The sequence below is a fragment of the Sphingomonas hankookensis genome, assembly GCF_001619955.1.
GTDB lineage: Bacteria > Pseudomonadota > Alphaproteobacteria > Sphingomonadales > Sphingomonadaceae > Sphingomonas > Sphingomonas hankookensis_A.
The window spans coordinates 87,360-105,744 of the sequence record NZ_LQQO01000021.1; the positions used below are offsets into that span (position 1 = coordinate 87,360).

11 protein-coding genes and 3 pseudogenes are annotated in these 18,385 nt (G+C 66.2%); 13 read left to right on the plus strand and 1 reads right to left on the minus strand.

The window, feature by feature from the left end; translation table 11 throughout:
- Positions 1-12 precede the first annotated feature (12 nt).
- The 4 genes and pseudogenes from AVT10_RS10705 (at position 13) to AVT10_RS10720 (ending at position 6,337) form a co-directional block, all read left to right on the plus strand.
- A complete protein-coding gene (locus AVT10_RS10705) occupies positions 13-1,362 on the plus strand; it encodes a tyrosine-type recombinase/integrase (protein ID WP_021224415.1) in 1,350 nt (449 codons plus the stop codon).
- A pseudogene (locus tag AVT10_RS10710) lies at positions 1,359-3,145 on the plus strand (hypothetical protein). Before AVT10_RS10705 ends, AVT10_RS10710 begins: the two are co-directional and overlap by 4 nt.
- A pseudogene (locus tag AVT10_RS10715) lies at positions 3,142-5,304 on the plus strand (integrase). The pseudogenes AVT10_RS10710 and AVT10_RS10715 overlap by 4 nt, the downstream one beginning before the upstream one ends.
- A 169-nt stretch (positions 5,305-5,473) precedes the next feature.
- Positions 5,474-6,337: an ArdC family protein gene (locus tag AVT10_RS10720; RefSeq protein ID WP_030538909.1), complete on the plus strand. Its 864-nt coding sequence runs from the start codon at positions 5,474-5,476 to the stop codon at positions 6,335-6,337.
- 3 nt (positions 6,338-6,340) lie between these two features.
- Here AVT10_RS10720 and AVT10_RS10725 read toward each other — a convergent pair whose 3' ends face one another.
- Positions 6,341-6,757, minus strand: coding sequence for a MerR family transcriptional regulator (locus AVT10_RS10725; protein WP_016744720.1), 417 nt, complete (start codon positions 6,755-6,757; stop codon positions 6,341-6,343).
- Positions 6,758-6,831: 74 nt separating this feature from the next.
- Here AVT10_RS10725 and AVT10_RS10730 point away from each other — a divergent pair, with 74 nt between their 5' ends.
- From AVT10_RS10730 to AVT10_RS10765, 9 genes and pseudogenes are all read left to right on the plus strand, one after another.
- Positions 6,832-7,191: a hypothetical protein gene (locus tag AVT10_RS10730; RefSeq protein WP_021224336.1), complete on the plus strand. Its 360-nt coding sequence runs from the start codon at positions 6,832-6,834 to the stop codon at positions 7,189-7,191.
- Positions 7,184-7,408 (plus strand): GDCCVxC domain-containing (seleno)protein, encoded by a 225-nt coding sequence (locus AVT10_RS17820; RefSeq protein WP_021224337.1) that lies wholly within the window; start codon positions 7,184-7,186, stop codon positions 7,406-7,408. The genes AVT10_RS10730 and AVT10_RS17820 overlap by 8 nt, the downstream gene beginning before the upstream one ends.
- Positions 7,409-7,420: 12 nt before the next feature.
- Complete coding sequence (gene merB / locus AVT10_RS10735; RefSeq protein WP_021224338.1) at positions 7,421-8,200, plus strand: organomercurial lyase; 780 nt, start codon at positions 7,421-7,423, stop codon at positions 8,198-8,200.
- Positions 8,182-9,531: a dihydrolipoyl dehydrogenase family protein gene (locus AVT10_RS10740; protein WP_066690839.1), complete on the plus strand. Its 1,350-nt coding sequence runs from the start codon at positions 8,182-8,184 to the stop codon at positions 9,529-9,531. Before merB ends, AVT10_RS10740 begins: the two co-directional genes overlap by 19 nt.
- Before the next feature lie 378 nt (positions 9,532-9,909).
- Positions 9,910-10,173, plus strand: a pseudogene (locus tag AVT10_RS10745) (zincin-like metallopeptidase domain-containing protein); the annotation flags it as partial.
- Positions 10,174-10,292: 119 nt separating this feature from the next.
- On the plus strand, positions 10,293-12,383 hold the full coding sequence (locus AVT10_RS10750; protein ID WP_066690845.1) for a ParB/RepB/Spo0J family partition protein: 2,091 nt from the start codon (positions 10,293-10,295) through the stop codon (positions 12,381-12,383).
- A gap of 94 nt (positions 12,384-12,477) precedes the next feature.
- On the plus strand, positions 12,478-12,954 hold the full coding sequence (locus AVT10_RS10755) for a hypothetical protein (RefSeq protein WP_066690851.1): 477 nt from the start codon (positions 12,478-12,480) through the stop codon (positions 12,952-12,954).
- On the plus strand, positions 12,951-13,766 hold the full coding sequence (locus AVT10_RS10760) for a DUF7007 domain-containing protein (protein ID WP_066690854.1): 816 nt from the start codon (positions 12,951-12,953) through the stop codon (positions 13,764-13,766). Before AVT10_RS10755 ends, AVT10_RS10760 begins: the two co-directional genes overlap by 4 nt.
- Before the next feature lie 86 nt (positions 13,767-13,852).
- The gene (locus AVT10_RS10765) at positions 13,853-18,190 is read left to right on the plus strand and encodes a strawberry notch-like NTP hydrolase domain-containing protein (RefSeq protein ID WP_066690856.1); all 4,338 of its coding nucleotides are present in this window, start codon (positions 13,853-13,855) and stop codon (positions 18,188-18,190) included.
- The last annotated feature ends 195 nt before the right edge of the window (positions 18,191-18,385 follow it).

The following is an 18,385-nucleotide window of genomic DNA, read 5'->3' on the forward strand; positions in this document are numbered from 1 at the left end:
GGCTTCGCGCCGGTGTCGATCATTACTGTTTGCGAGCGTCGCGAGGCCAGGGGCCTCGATGCGCATGTGCCGCTGATCCAGCGCGACGACGCGCTCTACGATCCCGATCTGGATCGCTTCTTTCTCGACCTGCCGCTGTCGGGCGTCCGCTCGCGGCACTCGCTTCGCGCCTACGCCTATGATGTCGTAGTCTGGCTTCGTTTTCTCGATGCCTGCGGCAAGACCGTGTGGGCTGCGACCCGCGACGATGTCGACGCCTATCATCGTGAGCGACGCCGCGACGATGCCGATCACCGGATAACGGCGGCAAGCTGGAACCGCGCCGTCGCCAGCCTCGATCGCCTTTACCGTTGGGGCGAGCAGCAAGGGTTGATCGCCGACGCGCCGTTCAGCCGCCGCGCCGTGTGGCGACCGGCGCAAGGTGGCCGTCGCGGCATGATCGCGGCGCGCAACGATGCCTATGAACGTGTCGCCAGGCGATCGGATGTCCGGTTCGTCACGATGGACGACTACCGCATTTTCCGCGAGGTCGGCCTGCGCGGGCTCACCCCTGACGGCACGGAGCGCCCCGGCGCTCGCGACCGTAATGGGCTGCGCAACGCGCTGTTCGCGGATCTTCTCGTCACCACCGGCCTGCGCCTCGAAGAGGCGTCGGGCTTGCTCACCGTCGAGCTCGCGGCGATCGACCGCGAGGACGGTGACGTCCAACAACTTTGGTTGCCCCTTCCGCCGCCGCTCACCAAGGGCGACCGCGGACGCAGCGTTCTGGTCCCACGCCGGCTGCTTCGTCAGATCGCCGCCTATGTCGCGGTCGAGCGCGCCGCGGGCGTGGCCAAGTTCGCCGCGCGCGACGGTGCGGCCAGCTTCGACCGACCGATCCCTGTCACCCGCGCCGGTCTCGACCGCATGCGCGATATCTGCACCCCGGAGGAACGATGCCGCCTGATCCTGTGCGACGAGGATGGAACGCCCCGCGAGCCGGCGGCGCTATGGCTGACCGAGGTCGGCCAGCCTGTCCGCCCCAACTCGTGGGAGGTGATCTTCACCCGCGCCTGCAAGCGGTGCGCACAGAACGGCTTCCCGCTGTCGATCAGCCCGCACCAGCTTCGCCACGCCTTCGCAGTCCATATGCTCGCCTTGCTGATCCAGCAGCGGCTGCGCGAAGCGGCATTGCCGGTGGGGCCGGTGGAGAGCTATCGGCTGATCCTGGGCGACCCGCTGCAACAGGTGCAACGCCTGCTTGGCCACGCCAGCCTCACCACCACCTATATCTACCTCGACCATATCGCGACCCGCGCCGATACGGTGGACGCGGCCGTCGAGGAGCTGCTGGCGTTACTGCCGGGGCCGCAAGGCGTATGAGCGGGCGTCCCCGCAAGGGCCGGCCTGTCGCCTTTGCGCCGATCACGCCGGAGCGATCGCAGCCCGATCCTGTGCTCGGCCTCAAGTTCACCATCGAGGCGCGGCATGGCGGAACGGTCCTAGTCGATATGACCGGGCTCGATCCTCGCCCACTCGCCATCGCTTTCGCCGGTGCGCTGCGTCGATCGGCGGCGCTCGGCGGCCCCATCGGTGCGGCCAGCGTCATCAAGCAGTATGTTCAGGTCTATCGCCACTTCTTCGCCTGGCTTGGCGATGATGCGCCGGAGGTGACCGGCGTCAACGACCTGCGCGCAGTCCATATCGATGGCTTTGCGTCCGCGCTCGAACGGCGTGGGATGGGCGCGATCCACCGGCACATAACGGTCGGCAAGGTCATCAACACGCTGCGCGCGATCGAGGCAGACCGGCCCGATCGGATCGCGCCCGACCTGCATGAGCGGCTGCGCTACACGCTGGCCACTTCGGCGGGCCGCTCGACCCCGCGCGATGCCTATAGCCCCTTCGTCGCCCGCGCGCTGCGCGACGCCGCGAGGGCCGATATCGAAGCGATGCTTCGCCGCCTCGGCGCCGACGACCGCACTGATGAGGGCGACCCTGTCGTCGCCAGGGCGCGCGCCGATGTCGAAGCGATCATCGCGCGGCAGGGCTTTATCGTCGCAGACCAGCCCGCGCTGAAGCGCCTCTATTTCATGCGCATGCGGCGCGGATTGCCGATCAGCACGCTCATCGACGACCTGCATGGCCGCCATCATCTGCTCGCGCGCGATCTGCCGGCGCTGCTCGTGCTGCTCACGCTCGATACCGGCCTCGAGCCGGAGTGCCTGAAGACGCTGACCGTGGATTGTCTCACCAACCCGCATGCCGGCACGGTGGAGCTGCGCTATCTGAAGCGCCGCGCCCGCGGTGCCGAGCACAAGAGCATGCGGGTCCGCGATGGGGTAGCGGCACACCCGGCGGCCTCATGCGTCGCCTGATCGACGTCACCGCCGTCGCACGCGAGCATCTGACCGACGATTGCCTCTGGCTCTATCACAACGTTGGCGGCCTTCGCGCCGGCATCGTCGATCCCAAGTTCCAACTCGCCGCCTGGGCTCGTCGCCATGGTATCGCCGGCGATGATGGGAAGCCGCTCCATCTGCTGCTTTCCCGGCTGCGCAAGACCCACAAGGCGTTATGGTACACCAAGACCGAGGGGCATATGGCCCGCTTCGCGGTCGGTCACACCCGCGAGGTTGCGGCGCGCCACTATGCCGATCTGCCGTCGCTCCGGCCGTTGCACGAGGCGGCCGTCGCCGATGCCTTCCGCGCAGCGGTCGCTGCGGCGATGCCGACCGTGCTTCCACCCACCGCCGAGCAGGCGCTGCGCGAAGCGCCCGAACAGGTCGCGTCGCTGATGTCGGCTGATACGGTGGGTCCGGTGCTCGACGGCGAACAGGATGTCTGGCTCGCCGCCTGCGCGGGCTTCCATAGCAGTCCTTTCGCCGAGCCCGGTTCGCCCTGCGCGCAGCCCTTCTGGGGCTGCCTCGATTGTCCCAACGCCGTCATCACCGCGCGCAAGCTCCCCGCGATCCTCGCCTTTCTCGCGTTCGTCGAAGAGCAGCGATGCAGCCTGCCGGCGAGCGACTGGGCCGCCAAGTTCGGCCGCGTCCACACCCGGATCACGGTCCAGGTCCTGCCGGTCTTCTCCGATGCCGTTATCGCCGAAGCGCGCCGGCAGATGGGGAGCGAACGGCTCTATCTGCCGCCGGAGGCACGCGCATGACCACGCCCGTCCATGCCCTCGTGCCCGCGTTCGACGATCGCCCTGTGCTGGCGAGCGCGCCGCTCAAGGCGGGCCATGCCCGCGAGGAGCTGTCGCACGTCGGCGACCCGACCTGGGATCTCGGTCCCGCCGTCTTCCGCGAGAACGCTCGGCGCTGCCACGTCACCGTGCATTTCGACGTGCTCGAACATGCCGATGTGCAGGCGGCAATGCGCGCCTATCTCTACGCCCGCCTCAACGTCGGTCTTCCCGGCTACCACCCGAAGCTGCCGCCCGCCAGCATCCGACAGGCATTCAACCGGGCTCGCCGGTTCTTCGCCTTCGCGCGCGAGCGGCTTGGGCGGCTCGACCTGGGCCGCATCGATCAGGCGCTGATCGACGCTTATGCGCGCCACCTGCGGGATGATTCAGCGCGGCGCCCCGTCATCGTCGGCCAGCTCTTGCAGGTGGTCACCGATCTCTACCATCTCCGGGATCACCTGCCTGGAGGCGGTCTCGGGTTCGAGCCGTGGGCCGGGCAAGCGGCTGCGCGCGTCGCCGGATATCGGCATGTGCGCGAGAACCGCACCCCACGCATGCCGGAGGAGATTGTCACGCCGCTGCTCGCCTGGTCGCTGCGCTATGTCACGACCTTCGCGACCGATATTCTGGCGGCTCGGGTCGCGCTCGATCGGCTCGAGGCAGTCCGCGCTCGGCTGCTCGCCGCCGAACGCGGACTGCCTGATGCAGAGCGCCGCCTGCGGCAGCGCGCGCGCCTCGAGCGCTATCTCGCGCGCCGAGCCCGGCAAGGACGCGGCGTGCCCATCTGGACGACGGCACACAACGGCGCCACGCGCATCGATCCCCTCACCGGGGATGCAACCCCGCCGATCAACGCCCATCTCCTCCATTTGCATGCCGGCATCGATGCCGTCGCCGAGCCGGCCATGCATCTCATGCTCACTACCGGCGCACCGGATGTCATTCGCGAAGCGGTTGCATCGCTTGGTACCGAGGTCGGCGGCATGGACACGCCGATCTCGATCGCTCCCGAGAGCGGTCGGCCATGGCGTGCCCGCTTCGACGTGAAGACCGTAGCGATCGAGGAGCGGATGCTGCAGGCCGCCGCCTATATCGTATGCGCCTATCTGACCGGCATGCGCGACTGCGAGGTCCAGGCGATGCGGCGCGGCTGCCTCTCGATCGCGCGCAGCGAAGACGGCCTGATCGAGCGGCAACGCGTCCGATCGACCCTCTACAAGCGCCGATCGAGCGCCGGTGAGTCGGCGAGCTGGGTGACGATCGAACCGGTGGCCGAGGCGATCACGGTGCTCGAACGGCTGTCGGAACACGCGGCACGGAAGACTGGAAGCGACACGCTCTGGCCGGTGCTTCGTCCCCGCGCTGTCACCAAGACGCATCTGTCGAGCGAGGTGGTCCGCCAGCTCAACGCCTTCCGCGACCACCTCAACACCGTCTTCGGCAGCCCCGATGCGCCGGTCATCCCACCCGGCCCCGATGGCAAGCCGTGGCGCATCACGACGCGGCAGTTCCGGCGCACCATCGCGTGGCACATCGCCAACCGTCCGTTCGGCACCATCGCCGGCATGATCCAGTACAAGCATGCCTCGGTCGCCGCTTTCGAGGGCTATGCCGGGACCAGTGGATCGGGGTTTCGCGCAGAGGTCGAGGCGCAGCGCCGGCTCGGTCAGATTGACGATCTGCTGGACTATTTCGACCGGCGGCAGGGCGGCGCATGACTCGGCGGACCGGCGGGACCACGCATCGCGCGGACCCTCGACGATGCCGCCGTTAAGCTCGGGCCACTGCCCGCCATGATCGCCGATCGGGCCCGCCTGCGCGTCATGCTCGCCAGCGTCGCGCGCACCTTCCATGTCGGCCCGCTCGCGGATTGCTTCTTCGATCCCGCGACCGCGCTCTGCCTCAAGCGCGTGACGACCCCCGATCCCGCGCAGCCGCTTACCGCCCTGTGCGAACCGACCCGCTGCCCCAACGCCTGCATCACCGCCCGCCACAGACCGGCCTGGGAACGTGCGGCGGCCGATGCCCGGGCGCACTTACGCGAACGGCGCATCTCCGACCTCCAGCGTCAGGCGCTCCAGCGCGAGCTTGATCGCCTGACCGCGGTGATTGCCGGGATCGACCCTCCCGCGCCGTAGACCACCCCGGCTGTTGGCGGAGTCCTGCGCCGGTCGGCGCGCCCGTGCAACGGCTTCGCCGTCCTTCGCTTCGCTGCGGCCCTGACGGGTGCGCGAGCCCCCCTGTGCCCGGCGCGAACGGGCCTCCGCCGCCGGGGATGGTCCCCGGCGCGAGAACGGAGAACATATCATGTCAGCCTCACCACGCTCAGACGTCTACGCTCGCGTCACGCAAGCGATCGTCGACGCCATCGAAGCCGGCACCGGCACCTGGCGCATGCCGTGGCATCATTTTGGCGCCGACGTCACCCGCCCGACCAACGTCGCCAGCGGCAAGCCCTATCGCGGCATAAATACGATCTCGCTCTGGGCGGCCGCCTATGGCAGCGGCTACGCGAGCGGGGTCTGGGGCACCTATCGCCAGTGGCAGGCGCTCGGCGCGCAGGTCCGCAAGGGCGAGCACGCCAGCCTCGGCGTCCTCTGGAAGGAGTTTCGCGCGAAGGGTGACGACGCCGGCGGCGATGACGACCATCGACGGCTTTTCGCCAAGGCGTTCAGCCTGTTCAACGCCGATCAGGTCGATGGCTACGCGCCCGAACCGGCGCCGGACCTGCCTGAGAGCGAACGCCTCGCCGCCGCCGAAGCCTTCATCGCCGCGCTCGGCATCGATACTGTCTACGGCTCGGCCAGCGCCTATTATCATATCGCCGAAGACCGCATTCACATGCCGGATTTCAGCGCCTTCCACGATGCCCACGGCTTCTACGCCACCCACATTCACGAAGCGGCTCATGCCAGTGGCGCAGCCCATCGGCTTGACCGGGATTTCAGCGCCAAGTGGACCAGGCACGCGCTCGCCATGGAGGAAGCGACCGCCGAACTGACCGCATCGTTCCTGCTCGCCGATCTTGGGATCGCGCACGAACCGCGACCCGATCATGCGGCCTACATCGCCTCCTGGCTGCAACTGCTCAAGGACGAGCCTCGGGCGATCTTCACCGCGGCGAGCAAGGCGCAGGCGGCAGCCGACTGGATGCACGCCCGACAGCCGTAATGCTCACGCGACCCGCACTTCGGCGCCAAGTGTGTCGAGCAGCGGACAGCCCGGATCCCGACCGGCATCGCAGGCGCGCACCGAGTCGGCCAGAACCCGTTCCATCCGCTTGAGGTCCGCGATCCGCGCGCGTACGTCCTTCAGGTGCGACGCCGCGAGCTCGCGCACCTCGGCGCAGGAGGCCTGACCGCCAACCGCGAGTCCGAGCAAGGCGCGTACCTCGTCCAGGGTAAAGCCCAGCTCCCTCGCGCGGCGCACGAAGCCCAGGCGAGCCACGTCCTCCCGGCCATAGCTGCGGTAGCGGCCCCGCCGCGGCGGAGCGGGCAGCAGCCCGATCCGCTCGTAATAGCGGATCGTCTCGATGTTGCATCCGGTGCGGCGTGAGAGTTCGCCGATCTGGATCGCGCCGGTTGCGGCCATCCCCAAAATACCTCTTGAGTCTGTAGTCGCTACAGATGTTAGGACAGCTCAATGCCCGCCACAAGGAGTCGCCCGTGACCCAGACGCCAAGCCCGCCTAAGGGGATCGGCACCGCCACGCTCACGCTGGCGGGGATCGCTGCGGCGTTCGGCGTCGCCGCCTGCTGTGCGCTGCCGATCCTCTTCGCATCCGCCGGGATCGGCGCAGCTTGGCTCGGCGGCGTGGCCATTGTCGCCGCGCCGTATCGCACGCCGCTTCTCCTCATTGGCGCATTGTGCCTGCTTGCCGGCGCGGCGCTGCTGTTGCGCCAGCAAGTTACGGCGGCGCGCTGTGGGCCGGGCGGCATATGCACGCCGCGCTGGATGCGTGTTCTCACGCTCATCGGATTGCTGCTCGGTGCGGCCCTGCTCTGGGCAGGCTATCGCTATGTCTGATGCCACCCCCGAGCTGCGCTCGACGCTGACCTGTCCCCACTGCGGTCATCGGGCGACGGAGACCATGCCGACCAATGCCTGCCAGTATTTCTACGACTGCCGGGGTTGCGGCGCGGTCCTCAAGCCCAAGCCGGGCGATTGCTGCGTCTATTGCTCCTACGGCGACGTGCCCTGTCCGCCGATCCAGGAGAGCGGCGGCAAGGCGTGCTGCGGCTGAGGAGGGCGGGCGATGGCGCGCGCATCATCCGCTGAAGCCGCCTTTGGATCGACGGTTACATTTCCCGGCGGTGCCGTTGTCCCGGACTGGAGCGCAGTCACAACACCCAGCGCCCGCGCAGCCCTGACGGCACTGTTCGCGGCGTTCATCGGTTCGAAGTGGCGCGGGATGGACGGCGTCGAGGAGCGGGTCCGGCGCGCCGTGCTTCAAGCCTATGCTGCCGATGGTCGCTCGCCGGTGCCGGCACAGATCGCCGCCGCATCGGGACTCCCCTCCGGCGAGGTCGGCTCGGCCCTGCAGCGGCTCGCCGGGCGCGATCTCGTGGTCCTCGACGGCGCGGGCCGGGTGACCGGCGCCTATCCGTTCACCGACGGCCCCAGCGAACATCAAGTCGAAGTCAGCGGAGTGACCATGAGCGCCATGTGCGCCATCGACGCGTTGGGGATCGGCGCCATGCTGGAGCGGGACTGCATGATCCGCTCGGCCTGCCGCCAGTGCCGGCGCACGCTCGCCATCCATACCCCCAGCCGCGGCCGCGAGCTGGAAGAGGTTGAGCCGGGCGCGATCGTCGTCTGGTCCGGCCGTCGCTATGCCAGTGGCTGCGCGGCATCGTCGCTCTGCACCTTGCAGGCCTTCTTCTGCGATGACGATCATCTGGCGGCCTGGTGCGCGAGCGGTCCGGTCGGAGCCGATGACGGCATTCGTCTGTGCCTGGCCGAAGCGCTCGAGGTTGGGCGCGCGATTTTTGCGCCGATGCGGATGGAGATGCGACCATGGCTTCCTACGACCTGATCGTCATCGGCAGTGGCACGGCAGCGCAGGTCGCGGTCGGCCGGGTCCGTGCCGCTGGATGGTCCGTCGCCGTCATCGATCACCGTCCGTTCGGCGGCACCTGTGCGCTGCGTGGCTGCGATCCCAAGAGGATGCTGGTCAGCGGCGAGGAAGCGATCGACGCGGCAAGGCGCATGGCCAGACATGGCGTCGACGGCACGCTGGCGATCGACTGGCCCGACCTGATGGCGTTCAAGCGGACCTTCACCGATCCGATCCCCGCCAAGCAGGCGCACCGCTACGCCGAGCTCGGTGTCGACGTATTACACGGTGTTGCTCGCTTTGCCGGCCCAGACACGATCGTGGTGGAAGGCCGGACATTGCGGGCCCGCCATATCCTGATCGCCAGCGGCGCGCGTCCAGTCCCGCTCGGCATTCCGGGCGAAGATCTGGTGAGCACAAGCGATGCGTTCCTGGAGCTTCAGGCCCTGCCGCGCCGGATCGTGCTGATCGGCGGCGGCTATGTCGCTGCGGAGTTCTCGCATCTGGCGGCCCGAGCGGGCGCAGAGGTCACCATCCTACAGCGGGCCGAGCGGCTCCTGCCGCACTTCGATCCCGACCTGGTGGGCTGGCTGACGCCCCGGTTCGAGGCGCTCGGCATCCGCGTCGAGACCGGTGCCACCGTTACCCGGGTCGAGCGCAGCGGGAGCGGTCTGCTGGTCCACGCCGAGCGCCAGGGCGAGCCTGATCTCAGCGTCGCCGCCGATCTCGTCGTTCATGCCGCCGGGCGCGGTCCTGACCTCAAGGCGCTCGACCTGTCCGCCGGCGAGGTGGCGGTGCAGGACGGGCGCCTGCAGCTCGACGCGCATCTGCGGAGCATTTCCAACCCGCGGGTCTATGCCGCCGGCGACGCTGCCGGAGTCGGGCCGCGGCTGACGCCGGTGTCCAGCCACGATGCCAAGGTAGTTGCCGCCAACCTCCTGGATGGCCCGACGCACCAGCCGGACTATCGCGGCGTGCCGAGCGTGGCCTTCACTCTGCCGCCGATCGCCGCCGTCGGACTGTCAGAGGAGGCGGCGCGCCGCGGCGGCGTCGCGCTCCGGGTCAACGCAGCCTCGACGCCAGACTGGTTCACCGCCCGCCGCCTCGCCGAGCCGGTCTACGGCCATAAGCTGCTGATCGACGAGGACACGGACCTCATCCTCGGCGCGCATCTCGTGGGGCCGAACGCCGACGAGGTAATCAACGTTTTCGGTCTGGCAATCCGCCACGGCCTCACCGCGGCCGATCTTCGCTCCACCATGTTCGCCTATCCGACCGGCGCCTCCGACGTCGGCTACATGCTGACTTAACGCACGAGCGCCACTGCCATGGCGGCCGATCCCTCGCGCGATCGGCCGCTTCGCGATGCATGTCGATGCGGGCTGTCGCCCGCCATTAAGCGGACGCCGCTTGCGCGGCGGCTCCGATTTTTTGGCCTCTCCCTCGATGCGGGAGTGGTCGGCGCTCCCTGCTAGGCCCGCCGCGGCGCGCTGCAAGCCTCGGCTTCGCCGGGCTGCTCCATTTCATTTCGCCCCTGCGGGTGCAGCCCGCCGCTTCAGCAGGCCTCTCCGGTCGCTCTCGCCGCCCACCCCCGCCTCGGGGGAGGCCATGGGGCTTTTGGGCAGTGCTGGAGGCAACCGATGGTTTTCACCTTCCAACCGCCATTTTGGGCTGGACTGTCAGGATATGTCGCCGAGATGACCGGTGCCTTTGTCTGCGCCGCGTTGGGGATCACCCCGACCGTCCGTCACGCTGACTATATCGGGTCGTGGCTCGAGATCATCCGGGAGGACAATCGCGCCATTCTCCGTGCTGCCAGCGCCGCATCAAAGGCGGCCAACTACTTGCTCGAGCATGGCCCGTCGGCTGCGAGCGGCAAAGCCGCCAACGATCCCGAGGAGCCAGACGAGCCTGATGCGGGAGGTGCTCCCACCTCGAGGGCGGTGGCGTGACCCCGCGGCTGCGCACGGCCCCGCTCGCGGCGGGCCAGAGGAAGAGGAGGGCCGGGAAATTCGTGATGGGCCCGGGAGCCGGGAGAGAGTCTCGCGGCGGCCTGTCATGGAGAAACCACATGGGCAAACAGCCTGCGAAAATCACCCTCAGCCCGTCGCGCGACATCCCGTTCGACAAGCTGGTCCTGTCCCAGTCCAACGTCCGCCGGATCAAGGCGGGGGTATCCATTCCCGAGCTTGCCGAAGACATCGCCCGGCGCACTCTTCTGCAAAGCCTCAGTGTCCGGCCTGTTCTGGACGGGAATGGTGCCGAAACCGGCATGTTCGAGGTTCCGGCCGGTGGCCGGCGTTACCGTGCGCTCGAACTGCTGGTGAAGCAAAGGCGGTTGGCAGGCACCGCTCTCGTACCCTGCATCGTCAAGGCGGCCACTACCGACATATCTGCCGAGGAGGACAGCTATGCGGAAAATGCGGTGCGCGAGCAGCTCCATCCCCTCGACCAGTTTCGCGCCATGCAGGCCATGGTCGACAAAGGCAGCGCGGTCGAGGACATCGCCGCCCACTTCGGCGTGACGCCCGCCGTGGTGCGCCAGCGCCTCAAACTGGCATCGGTCTCGCCGCGTCTGTGCGAAATCTATGCCGATGACGGCATGACCCTCGAACAGTTGATGGCGTTCACCGTGTCGGACGACCATGCCCGCCAGGAGCAGGTGTGGGAGATGCTGGCCCATAGCTACAACAAGTCGGGGGCATATATTCGGCAGCGCCTCACCGAAAACAGCGTGCGGGTTGCCGACAAGCGTGTCCGCTTCGTCACTATCGATGCCTATGTCGCTGCCGGTGGCGGGGTCATGCGCGACCTGTTCGAGGACGACGATGGAGGGTGGCTGACCGACCCCGGATTGCTCGACACGCTCGTTGCGGACAAGCTGCGCCGGGCGGGGGAAGACGTCGCCGCCGAAGGCTGGAAGTGGGTGGCGACGGCCGTCGACATGCCCTGGGCGGTCACCAACGGCCATCGCGAAATCAGCGGGACCGAAGTCGCCATGACCGAGGCTGAGCAAGCCCGCTTTGTCGCGCTGCAAGGGGAATCGGACGAGATCGAAGCGCAATGGGCGGACGAGCATGATGTGCCGCAGGACGTCTATGACCGGCTCGACGCCATCAACGCTGAGATCGGCAAACTCGCGGATCGACCGCTGGTTTTCGAACCCGCCGATGTGGCAATCGCTGGCGTCTTTGTTTCGATCGAGCGCGACGGCTCCCTATGTGTCGAACGCGGCTATGTCCGTCCCGAAGACGAGCCGGCAGCAGATCCGGTGCCGGATGGCACTGAGCACGAGCTGGTATCGGTTGACGGCGACACGGGCAGCGCCAGACCTGTCGGCACGGATGACGATGGCCGCACTGGGGGCGAGGATGACGAGGAAGCCGACGAGGGGCTCAAGCCGCTGCCGGATCGTCTCGTTGCCGATCTGACCGCCTGGCGCACACTCGCCTTGCAGGATGCGCTGGCGCAGAATCCGGCAACCGCGTTCGCCGCGGTGCTGCATGCACTGGTTCTGCAGACCTGCTATTTCGCGAGCCGGGAAAGCTGCCTCCAGCTTACTGTACAGGATGTGAGCTTCGCCAATCCGCCCTCCGGCCTGCGTGACAGCGCGCCTGCCCGCAGCCTCGCCGAGCGCGCCCGTTACTGGGAGGAGCGGCTTCCCGAGTCAGACGCTGATCTGTGGGATGCGTTGCTCGCCCTCAACGGCGACGAGCAGGCGGCCTTGTTCGCTCATTGTGCTTCGCGCAGCGTGAATGCCCAGTGCGAGATTGTGCCCAAGTACGACAATGGCCGTGTATCGAAGCACAGCATCGAGCGCCGTCTTGCCCATAGCCACGTCCTCGCGCGGGCCGTTGGTCTTGATCCTGTAGCCGCAGGCTGGCGACCGACCGTCGACGGCTACTTCCGGAGCGTCACCAAGCCGCGGATTCTCGCCGACGTCACCGAAGCGCGCGGCGAGCAGTTCGCAGGCATGATCGATCACCTCAAAAAGGCAGACATGGCGCGCGAGGCCGAACGTCTGCTCGAGGACGCCCAATGGCTGCCCGAGCCGCTCCGCACGCCGCCAGCCTGCGAAGCAGAGCCCGGCGACATGGACAGCGATGCTCTGCCTGCCTTCCTCGAAAACGAGGACGGCGCTTACGCGATCGCTGCCGAATGAAACCGGCAGGGCGGCAAGAGCCGCCTTGCTCTTTCCCTTTTCCCGCAAAGCCCGGCCACTGCGTCGGGCTTTCGCATTTCTTGAGGAATATCCCGTGTCAGCCCAGCATATCTACACCAGCGCTCCGCTCGGCAGCCTGATCCGCTACTCCAATGGCAAACCCCGTCCTCCGGCCCGTTTCAGGCGCAAGCTGAGGGCATGGGAGCATGAAAACGGCGTGGGTCGCCTGGTCGAGCGCTATCCGGGTTACGTCAGCGCAAGTTTCAACTCGCCGCCCCACTTCATGCTCCACCTGGGCGATTATGGCAGTCAGGGCACGATCGTCCTGACCGTGCGGCGCGCCTATGGCCTCGATAGCAGTCTGCATTTTGAGATTGTCGAGACTCCGCGAGCGGGTTCCGTGCGCATCCTAACCAGTGTCGATGGCCGCGATGAGCTGCGTCATCTCGCCAGCAACCTGGCTGCCGCCGAGAGCTGGATGCAAGTCAATCGTTACTCGAACATGCGGACGGAGATTGTCAGCGATCCGGACCCGGTCATCCTCCCGCCAACGACGAGGAGGGCGGCATGAGCGCCATCATGGTCGAATTTGGTACCACGCGCGATGGCGATATGGCCGCGCGCGTGGGCGATCTCGCCTATATCGCCATTCCGATAGACGCCGGCTTTTCGGTCGCATCGGCTTGGCGTCTCAGTCGCCCCTTACACGAGTGGAACCGCGCAGATGTTTACGGTGCTGAATGCTCGGTCAGCGACCACCAAGCCTTCCGGGCCTATGTCGGAGACATCGCGCTTCATGTGCGCCAGCGCGAGGCGCTCGGGCGGATCGAGACGGTCCATCCCATTTCGACGCCTTGGGGCAAATCGCAGACCGCCACGGTCTATGCCCCGGGGATCGTTTTTCACTCCACTGCGGGGCATGGTGGGTTCAAGCTCGATCATATGCGCAACAAGGCCATGCCAGAAGCGCTGCGCATCGCTGGCGGATGGTATGAGGAGGATGGAGACTGGGCGAGGGTTGCAGCCGGTTATCCTGACCTCTTCACCTACCGTGAGCAGGCCTCAGCTGACCGGATATTGCGCGACTGGTGCCCCGACGCCTGGGAAGCGATCCACGGACGGGCACTGGCGCCAGGTGAATCCTTTTCCCGTGAGCGCGACGAATTTTCCCGCAGGCATACCCAAGACTGGGTCGTCATTTCCGCCAGGACAACAGCATCGCCCCCCGGTTACGTCGAGGTAATCGCGTCGCTGGGTGGTCGGCGCGACGCCTCGCCAAAGCGAGCATTCCTCGTTCCCGGTGAAGACTATGCACACCGTGGCCGCCACGGTTTCGTCATCGACCCGGACAGGCACGGCGAGATCGAACTCTCGCCTCGATGACCTGCCCGTTGCCCATGACCGCGCCATAGCATCGAAAGAGCCTTGGGCGCGGGCTTTCCTTTTTCCATTCTCCCGGAGTCCTCATCATGTCCGACACTCTAGCCGATGCGGCCTGCGCCGCGTCGCCCACTTCCATGCGCCTTACCAGCCCCCGCTCGGCTGCACTGTTCGCCGCAGCAAATGCGCTGCTTCCTTTGCTGGAAACAGGCTCGCCCATCAGCAGCACTCAATTGCGCGATGTCATGACCGGTGCCTTTACCCGGAGCGATGCCGAAGGGGCATGGGACTGGAAGATGGCGTATGACGCCTGCGAAGCCGCCCAGATTCTGCTTCTTCGTCGCTATGGCAGAGCGCTGGCCCGCCGCAATCCTGAACCCCAGCGCATGCTCACGGCTTTGGAGCGGATCGCGGCACGCGTGCCTACGCACACGCGCCGTTCGGAGGTCGGGCAGGCCCTTCAGCAATTCTCGACCCCGCTTGGGCTCGCTTTTGTTGCTGCGACCGCTGCAATGATCGAGCCTGGCGATGTAGTACTCGAGCCATCAGCCGGCACCGGGATGCTGGCGGTGCACGCCGAGCTAATGCGGGCAAACCTCGTTCTCAACGAACTGAGCGAGACCCGCGCTGAACTGCTGAGCAAAATCATGGATGCGGCCGTCAGTAAGCATGATGCGGCATCGATCGACGACAGGCTACCCGTGGGCCATCGCCCGACAGTTGTTCTTATGAACCCGCCTTTTTCGGCCATTGCGCACGTCGATCGCGCGATGAAGGATGCCGCGCTCCGGCACATCGCGTCAGCGCTGGCACGGCTTGAACCGGGCGGGCGACTGGTCGCGATTACTTCAGCGACATACTGCCCGGAGAATGGGAATTGGCGTGCTGCGTTCGAAGCCTTGCAGCGCAGCGGCCGGATTGTTTTCACCGCAGCCATCGACGGCCGCATCTATCGCAAGCACGGAACGACAATCGAGACCCGGCTCACCTTGATCGACAAGGTGCCGGCGGAAGATCCTGCCCAATTTGTGCCCAGTGCTGGCATCGCGCCCGATGCTGCGACCCTGCTTCAATGGGTGGAAGGCCTTGTGCCACCACGGCCACCGGTTGCGCCGATGCCGTCGGCAGAGCGTGCAGCTTTGCCATCAAGGCCGACCGATCGACATAGACACGTGGTTGCACCATCGGAGACCGTCATTGCGGTCGAGGCAGACGAGCTCGCCTACCAGACCGTGGATTGGGCGCCCGCTTCAGAGCGGCTCGGCGACACGATCTACGAAGCCTATGGGTTGCAATCGCTGGTCATTCCCGGCGCACAACCTCATCCGACGCCGCTCGTTCAGTCAGCGTCGATGGCATCGGTCGCACCGCCCAAGCCCAGCTATCGGCCCCATATCCCGGCGACGCTGGTGGCGAACGGCACCCTTTCGGACGCGCAGCTTGAAGCCATCATCTACGCTGGCGAAGCCCATGCTGGACACTTGTCAGGCGCATGGGCGGTAGATGCGACCCGGGACGTCGTGTCTGCAGCCGCCGATGATGCTGAAGGCGCAGTTCGTTTCCGCAGGGGTTGGTTTCTGGGTGACGGGACCGGTGCGGGCAAAGGGCGTCAGGTCGCAGGCATCATCCTCGACAATTGGTGCAAGGGACGCCGCCGCGCGGTGTGGATTTCGGTCTCGGATCGCTTGCTCGAAGACGCACAGCGCGACTGGTCCGCTCTCGGGCAAGAACGTTTACTTGTGACGCCCTTGTCCCGCTACCGGCAGGGGACGCCAATCCGGCTCGCCGAGGGCATATTGTTCACGACCTACGCAACCCTGCGCTCGCAGGCGCGGTCGGGCAAGGCCAGCAGGGTCAGCCAGATCGTTGAGTGGCTCGGGCAGGACTTCGACGGCGTCATCGTGTTCGATGAGGCCCATGCGATGGCCAATGCGGCGGGCGGCAAAGGTGAGCGCGGCAATGTCGCGGCTTCTCAGCAGGGACGTGCCGGCCTGCATCTCCAGCATGCGCTGCCGAATGCACGCATTCTCTATGTGTCTGCAACCGGTGCCACGACCGTGCAAAATCTCGCCTATGCGCAGCGGCTGGGCCTGTGGGGCGGCGAAGACTTTCCGTTCGCATCGCGCGCGGATTTTGTATCGGCCATCGAGGAAGGCGGCGTTGCGGCGATGGAAGTGCTGGCGCGCGACTTGAAGGCCCTGGGCCTCTATGCCGCCCGCTCGCTATCGTTCGACGGCGTCGAATACGACCTTCTCGAGCATCGACTGAGCGCCGAGCAGGTCCGGATCTACGATGCCTATGCCGCGGCGTTCCAGATCATCCACACCCATCTCGATGCCGCGCTTGAGGCGTCCGGCGTGACCAGCTCGGTGCACGGTACGCTCAATGCCCAGGCGAAATCAGCAGCGCGATCGGCGTTTGAAAGCGTGAAACAACGCTTCTTCAACCACCTCATCACTGCCATGCAGACCCCGAGCACCATTGCGTCGATCGAGAGCGATCTTGAAGCAGGCCACGCCGCAGTCGTGCAAATTGTCTCGACCGGTGAGGCGCTGCAGGAAAGGCGCCTTGCCGAAATTCCCACCGACCAGTGGGACGATGTCCGCCTGGACATTACGCCGCGCGAATATGTTCTGTCGTACCTGGAACACAGCTTTCCGGTTCAGCTTTTCGAGCCCTTTACTGATGGCGAAGGAAATTTAGCATCACGGCCTGTCTTCGATGGCGACGGCAATCCGGTGCTCAATCGCGAGGCCTGCCGCCGCCGCGACCAAATGATCGAAGGTCTTGCCGCGCTGCCGCCTGTGCCGGGCGCACTCGATCAGATCGTTCAGTACTTCGGGAGCGATGCTGTGGCTGAAGTTACCGGCCGGTCGCGCCGGATCGTGCCGCGCACAGGCAATGACGGTTCCGTCCGCTTCGCTGTCGAGAACCGGCCCGCATCAGCGAACATCGCAGAGACCCACGCCTTCATGGACGACGCCAAACGCATTCTGGTGTTTTCCGAAGCAGGCGGCACCGGCCGGTCCTATCATGCCGACCTTGGCGCGCAGAACCAGCGACGCCGGATTCACTATCTGCTGGAGGCCGGGTGGAAGGCAGATGCCGCCATACAGGGCTTTGGCCGGACCAATCGCACCAATCAGAAGCAGCCACCGCTGTTTCGGCCGGTTTCGACCGATGTGAAGGCGCAGAAGCGGTTCATCTCAACAATTGCGCGGCGTCTCGACAGCCTCGGTGCCATCACCCGTGGCCAACGCCAGACCGGCGGGCAGAATATGTTCCGGCCCGAGGATAATCTCGAATCCTTCTACGCCCGCGATGCCTTGCGCCAGCTTTACATGCTGCTGGTGCGCGGGCGGATCGAAGGATGCTCTCTCACCGCCTTCGAGACAGCGACGGGGCTTTCACTGCTCGACAGCGATGGCGGCATCAAGGACGAATTGCCCGGCATCACGACGTTCCTCAACCGGATGCTGGCGCTGACAATCGACCTTCAGAATATCCTGTTTGAGGCATTCGAGGGCCTTCTTACCGCCCGGATCGAAGGCGCGATTGCGAGCGGCACATTCGAGACTGGCCTTGAAACTCTCCAGGCCGAGAGTTTCACGATCTCGGAGCGGCGCACGATCTACACGCATCCGGGGACCGGTGCGCTGACCCACTTGCTCACCATCTCGCGCAAAGAAAAGCTCACACCCGTATCGCTTGAGCGCGCTTTGGAACTGGCGGGCGAGGCGCATGCCGATCTGATGATCAACGCCCGATCCGGCCGGGCCGCCGTCAAATTGCGTGCCCGCAGCATTGTCGATGATGACGGTGCCATACTCTCACGGATCCGCCTCGTGCGGCCCATGGAAGCTTCCACCCTCTTCGCGGACCTGTTTGCCTCGAGCCACTGGGAAACGGCGGATCGTGCCAGCTTTTGTGCCGCATGGACCGGCGAACTTGCCGAACTGCCCGAATTCGAAATCTCGACCTTGCACATGGTGACAGGGTTGCTTCTGCCGATCTGGAGACGTCTCCCGAACGAATCGACACGGGTCTATCGCCTTCAGACCGATGCAGGTGAACGTGTCATCGGACGCCGCGTTTCACCGGCCTGGGCAACAAGCATTGTCCCGGACGCTGCCCCGCAAATCACGCCGGACACGGCCTGGTCGATGCTGATCGCCGACGAGGCATCGATCGAGATCGCAGAGGGTCAGACCTTGCGCCGCGTTCGCGCGATGCACGAATGGCGCATCGAACTGACCGGCTTCAACGATCTGGGGGTCGAACGGCTCAAGTCTATGGGCTTGATCTCCGAGATCGTCTCATGGAAACTCCGCCTCTACGTGCCGACAGGGGCTGTCGGCGGTGATGTGTTGGAAAAGCTGCTCGACCGGTTCCCGGTTGTGCGCGTCAATCCACGCAAGGCCGCTTGAAGGAGCCCGGTGCATGGACAGTCCCGCCCGTGACATTGCCCGCCGTCTTGGCGAATGTGCAGAGGCCGTATGCCGACGCTACCTCGCCGCTGGACGCAAGGAAGGACGCTACTGGCTGGTCGGTGATACGCGAAACGCACCCGGTCAGAGTCTTTATGTTCGTCTCAGCACATCGGCGGACGGTCGAGGGGCTGC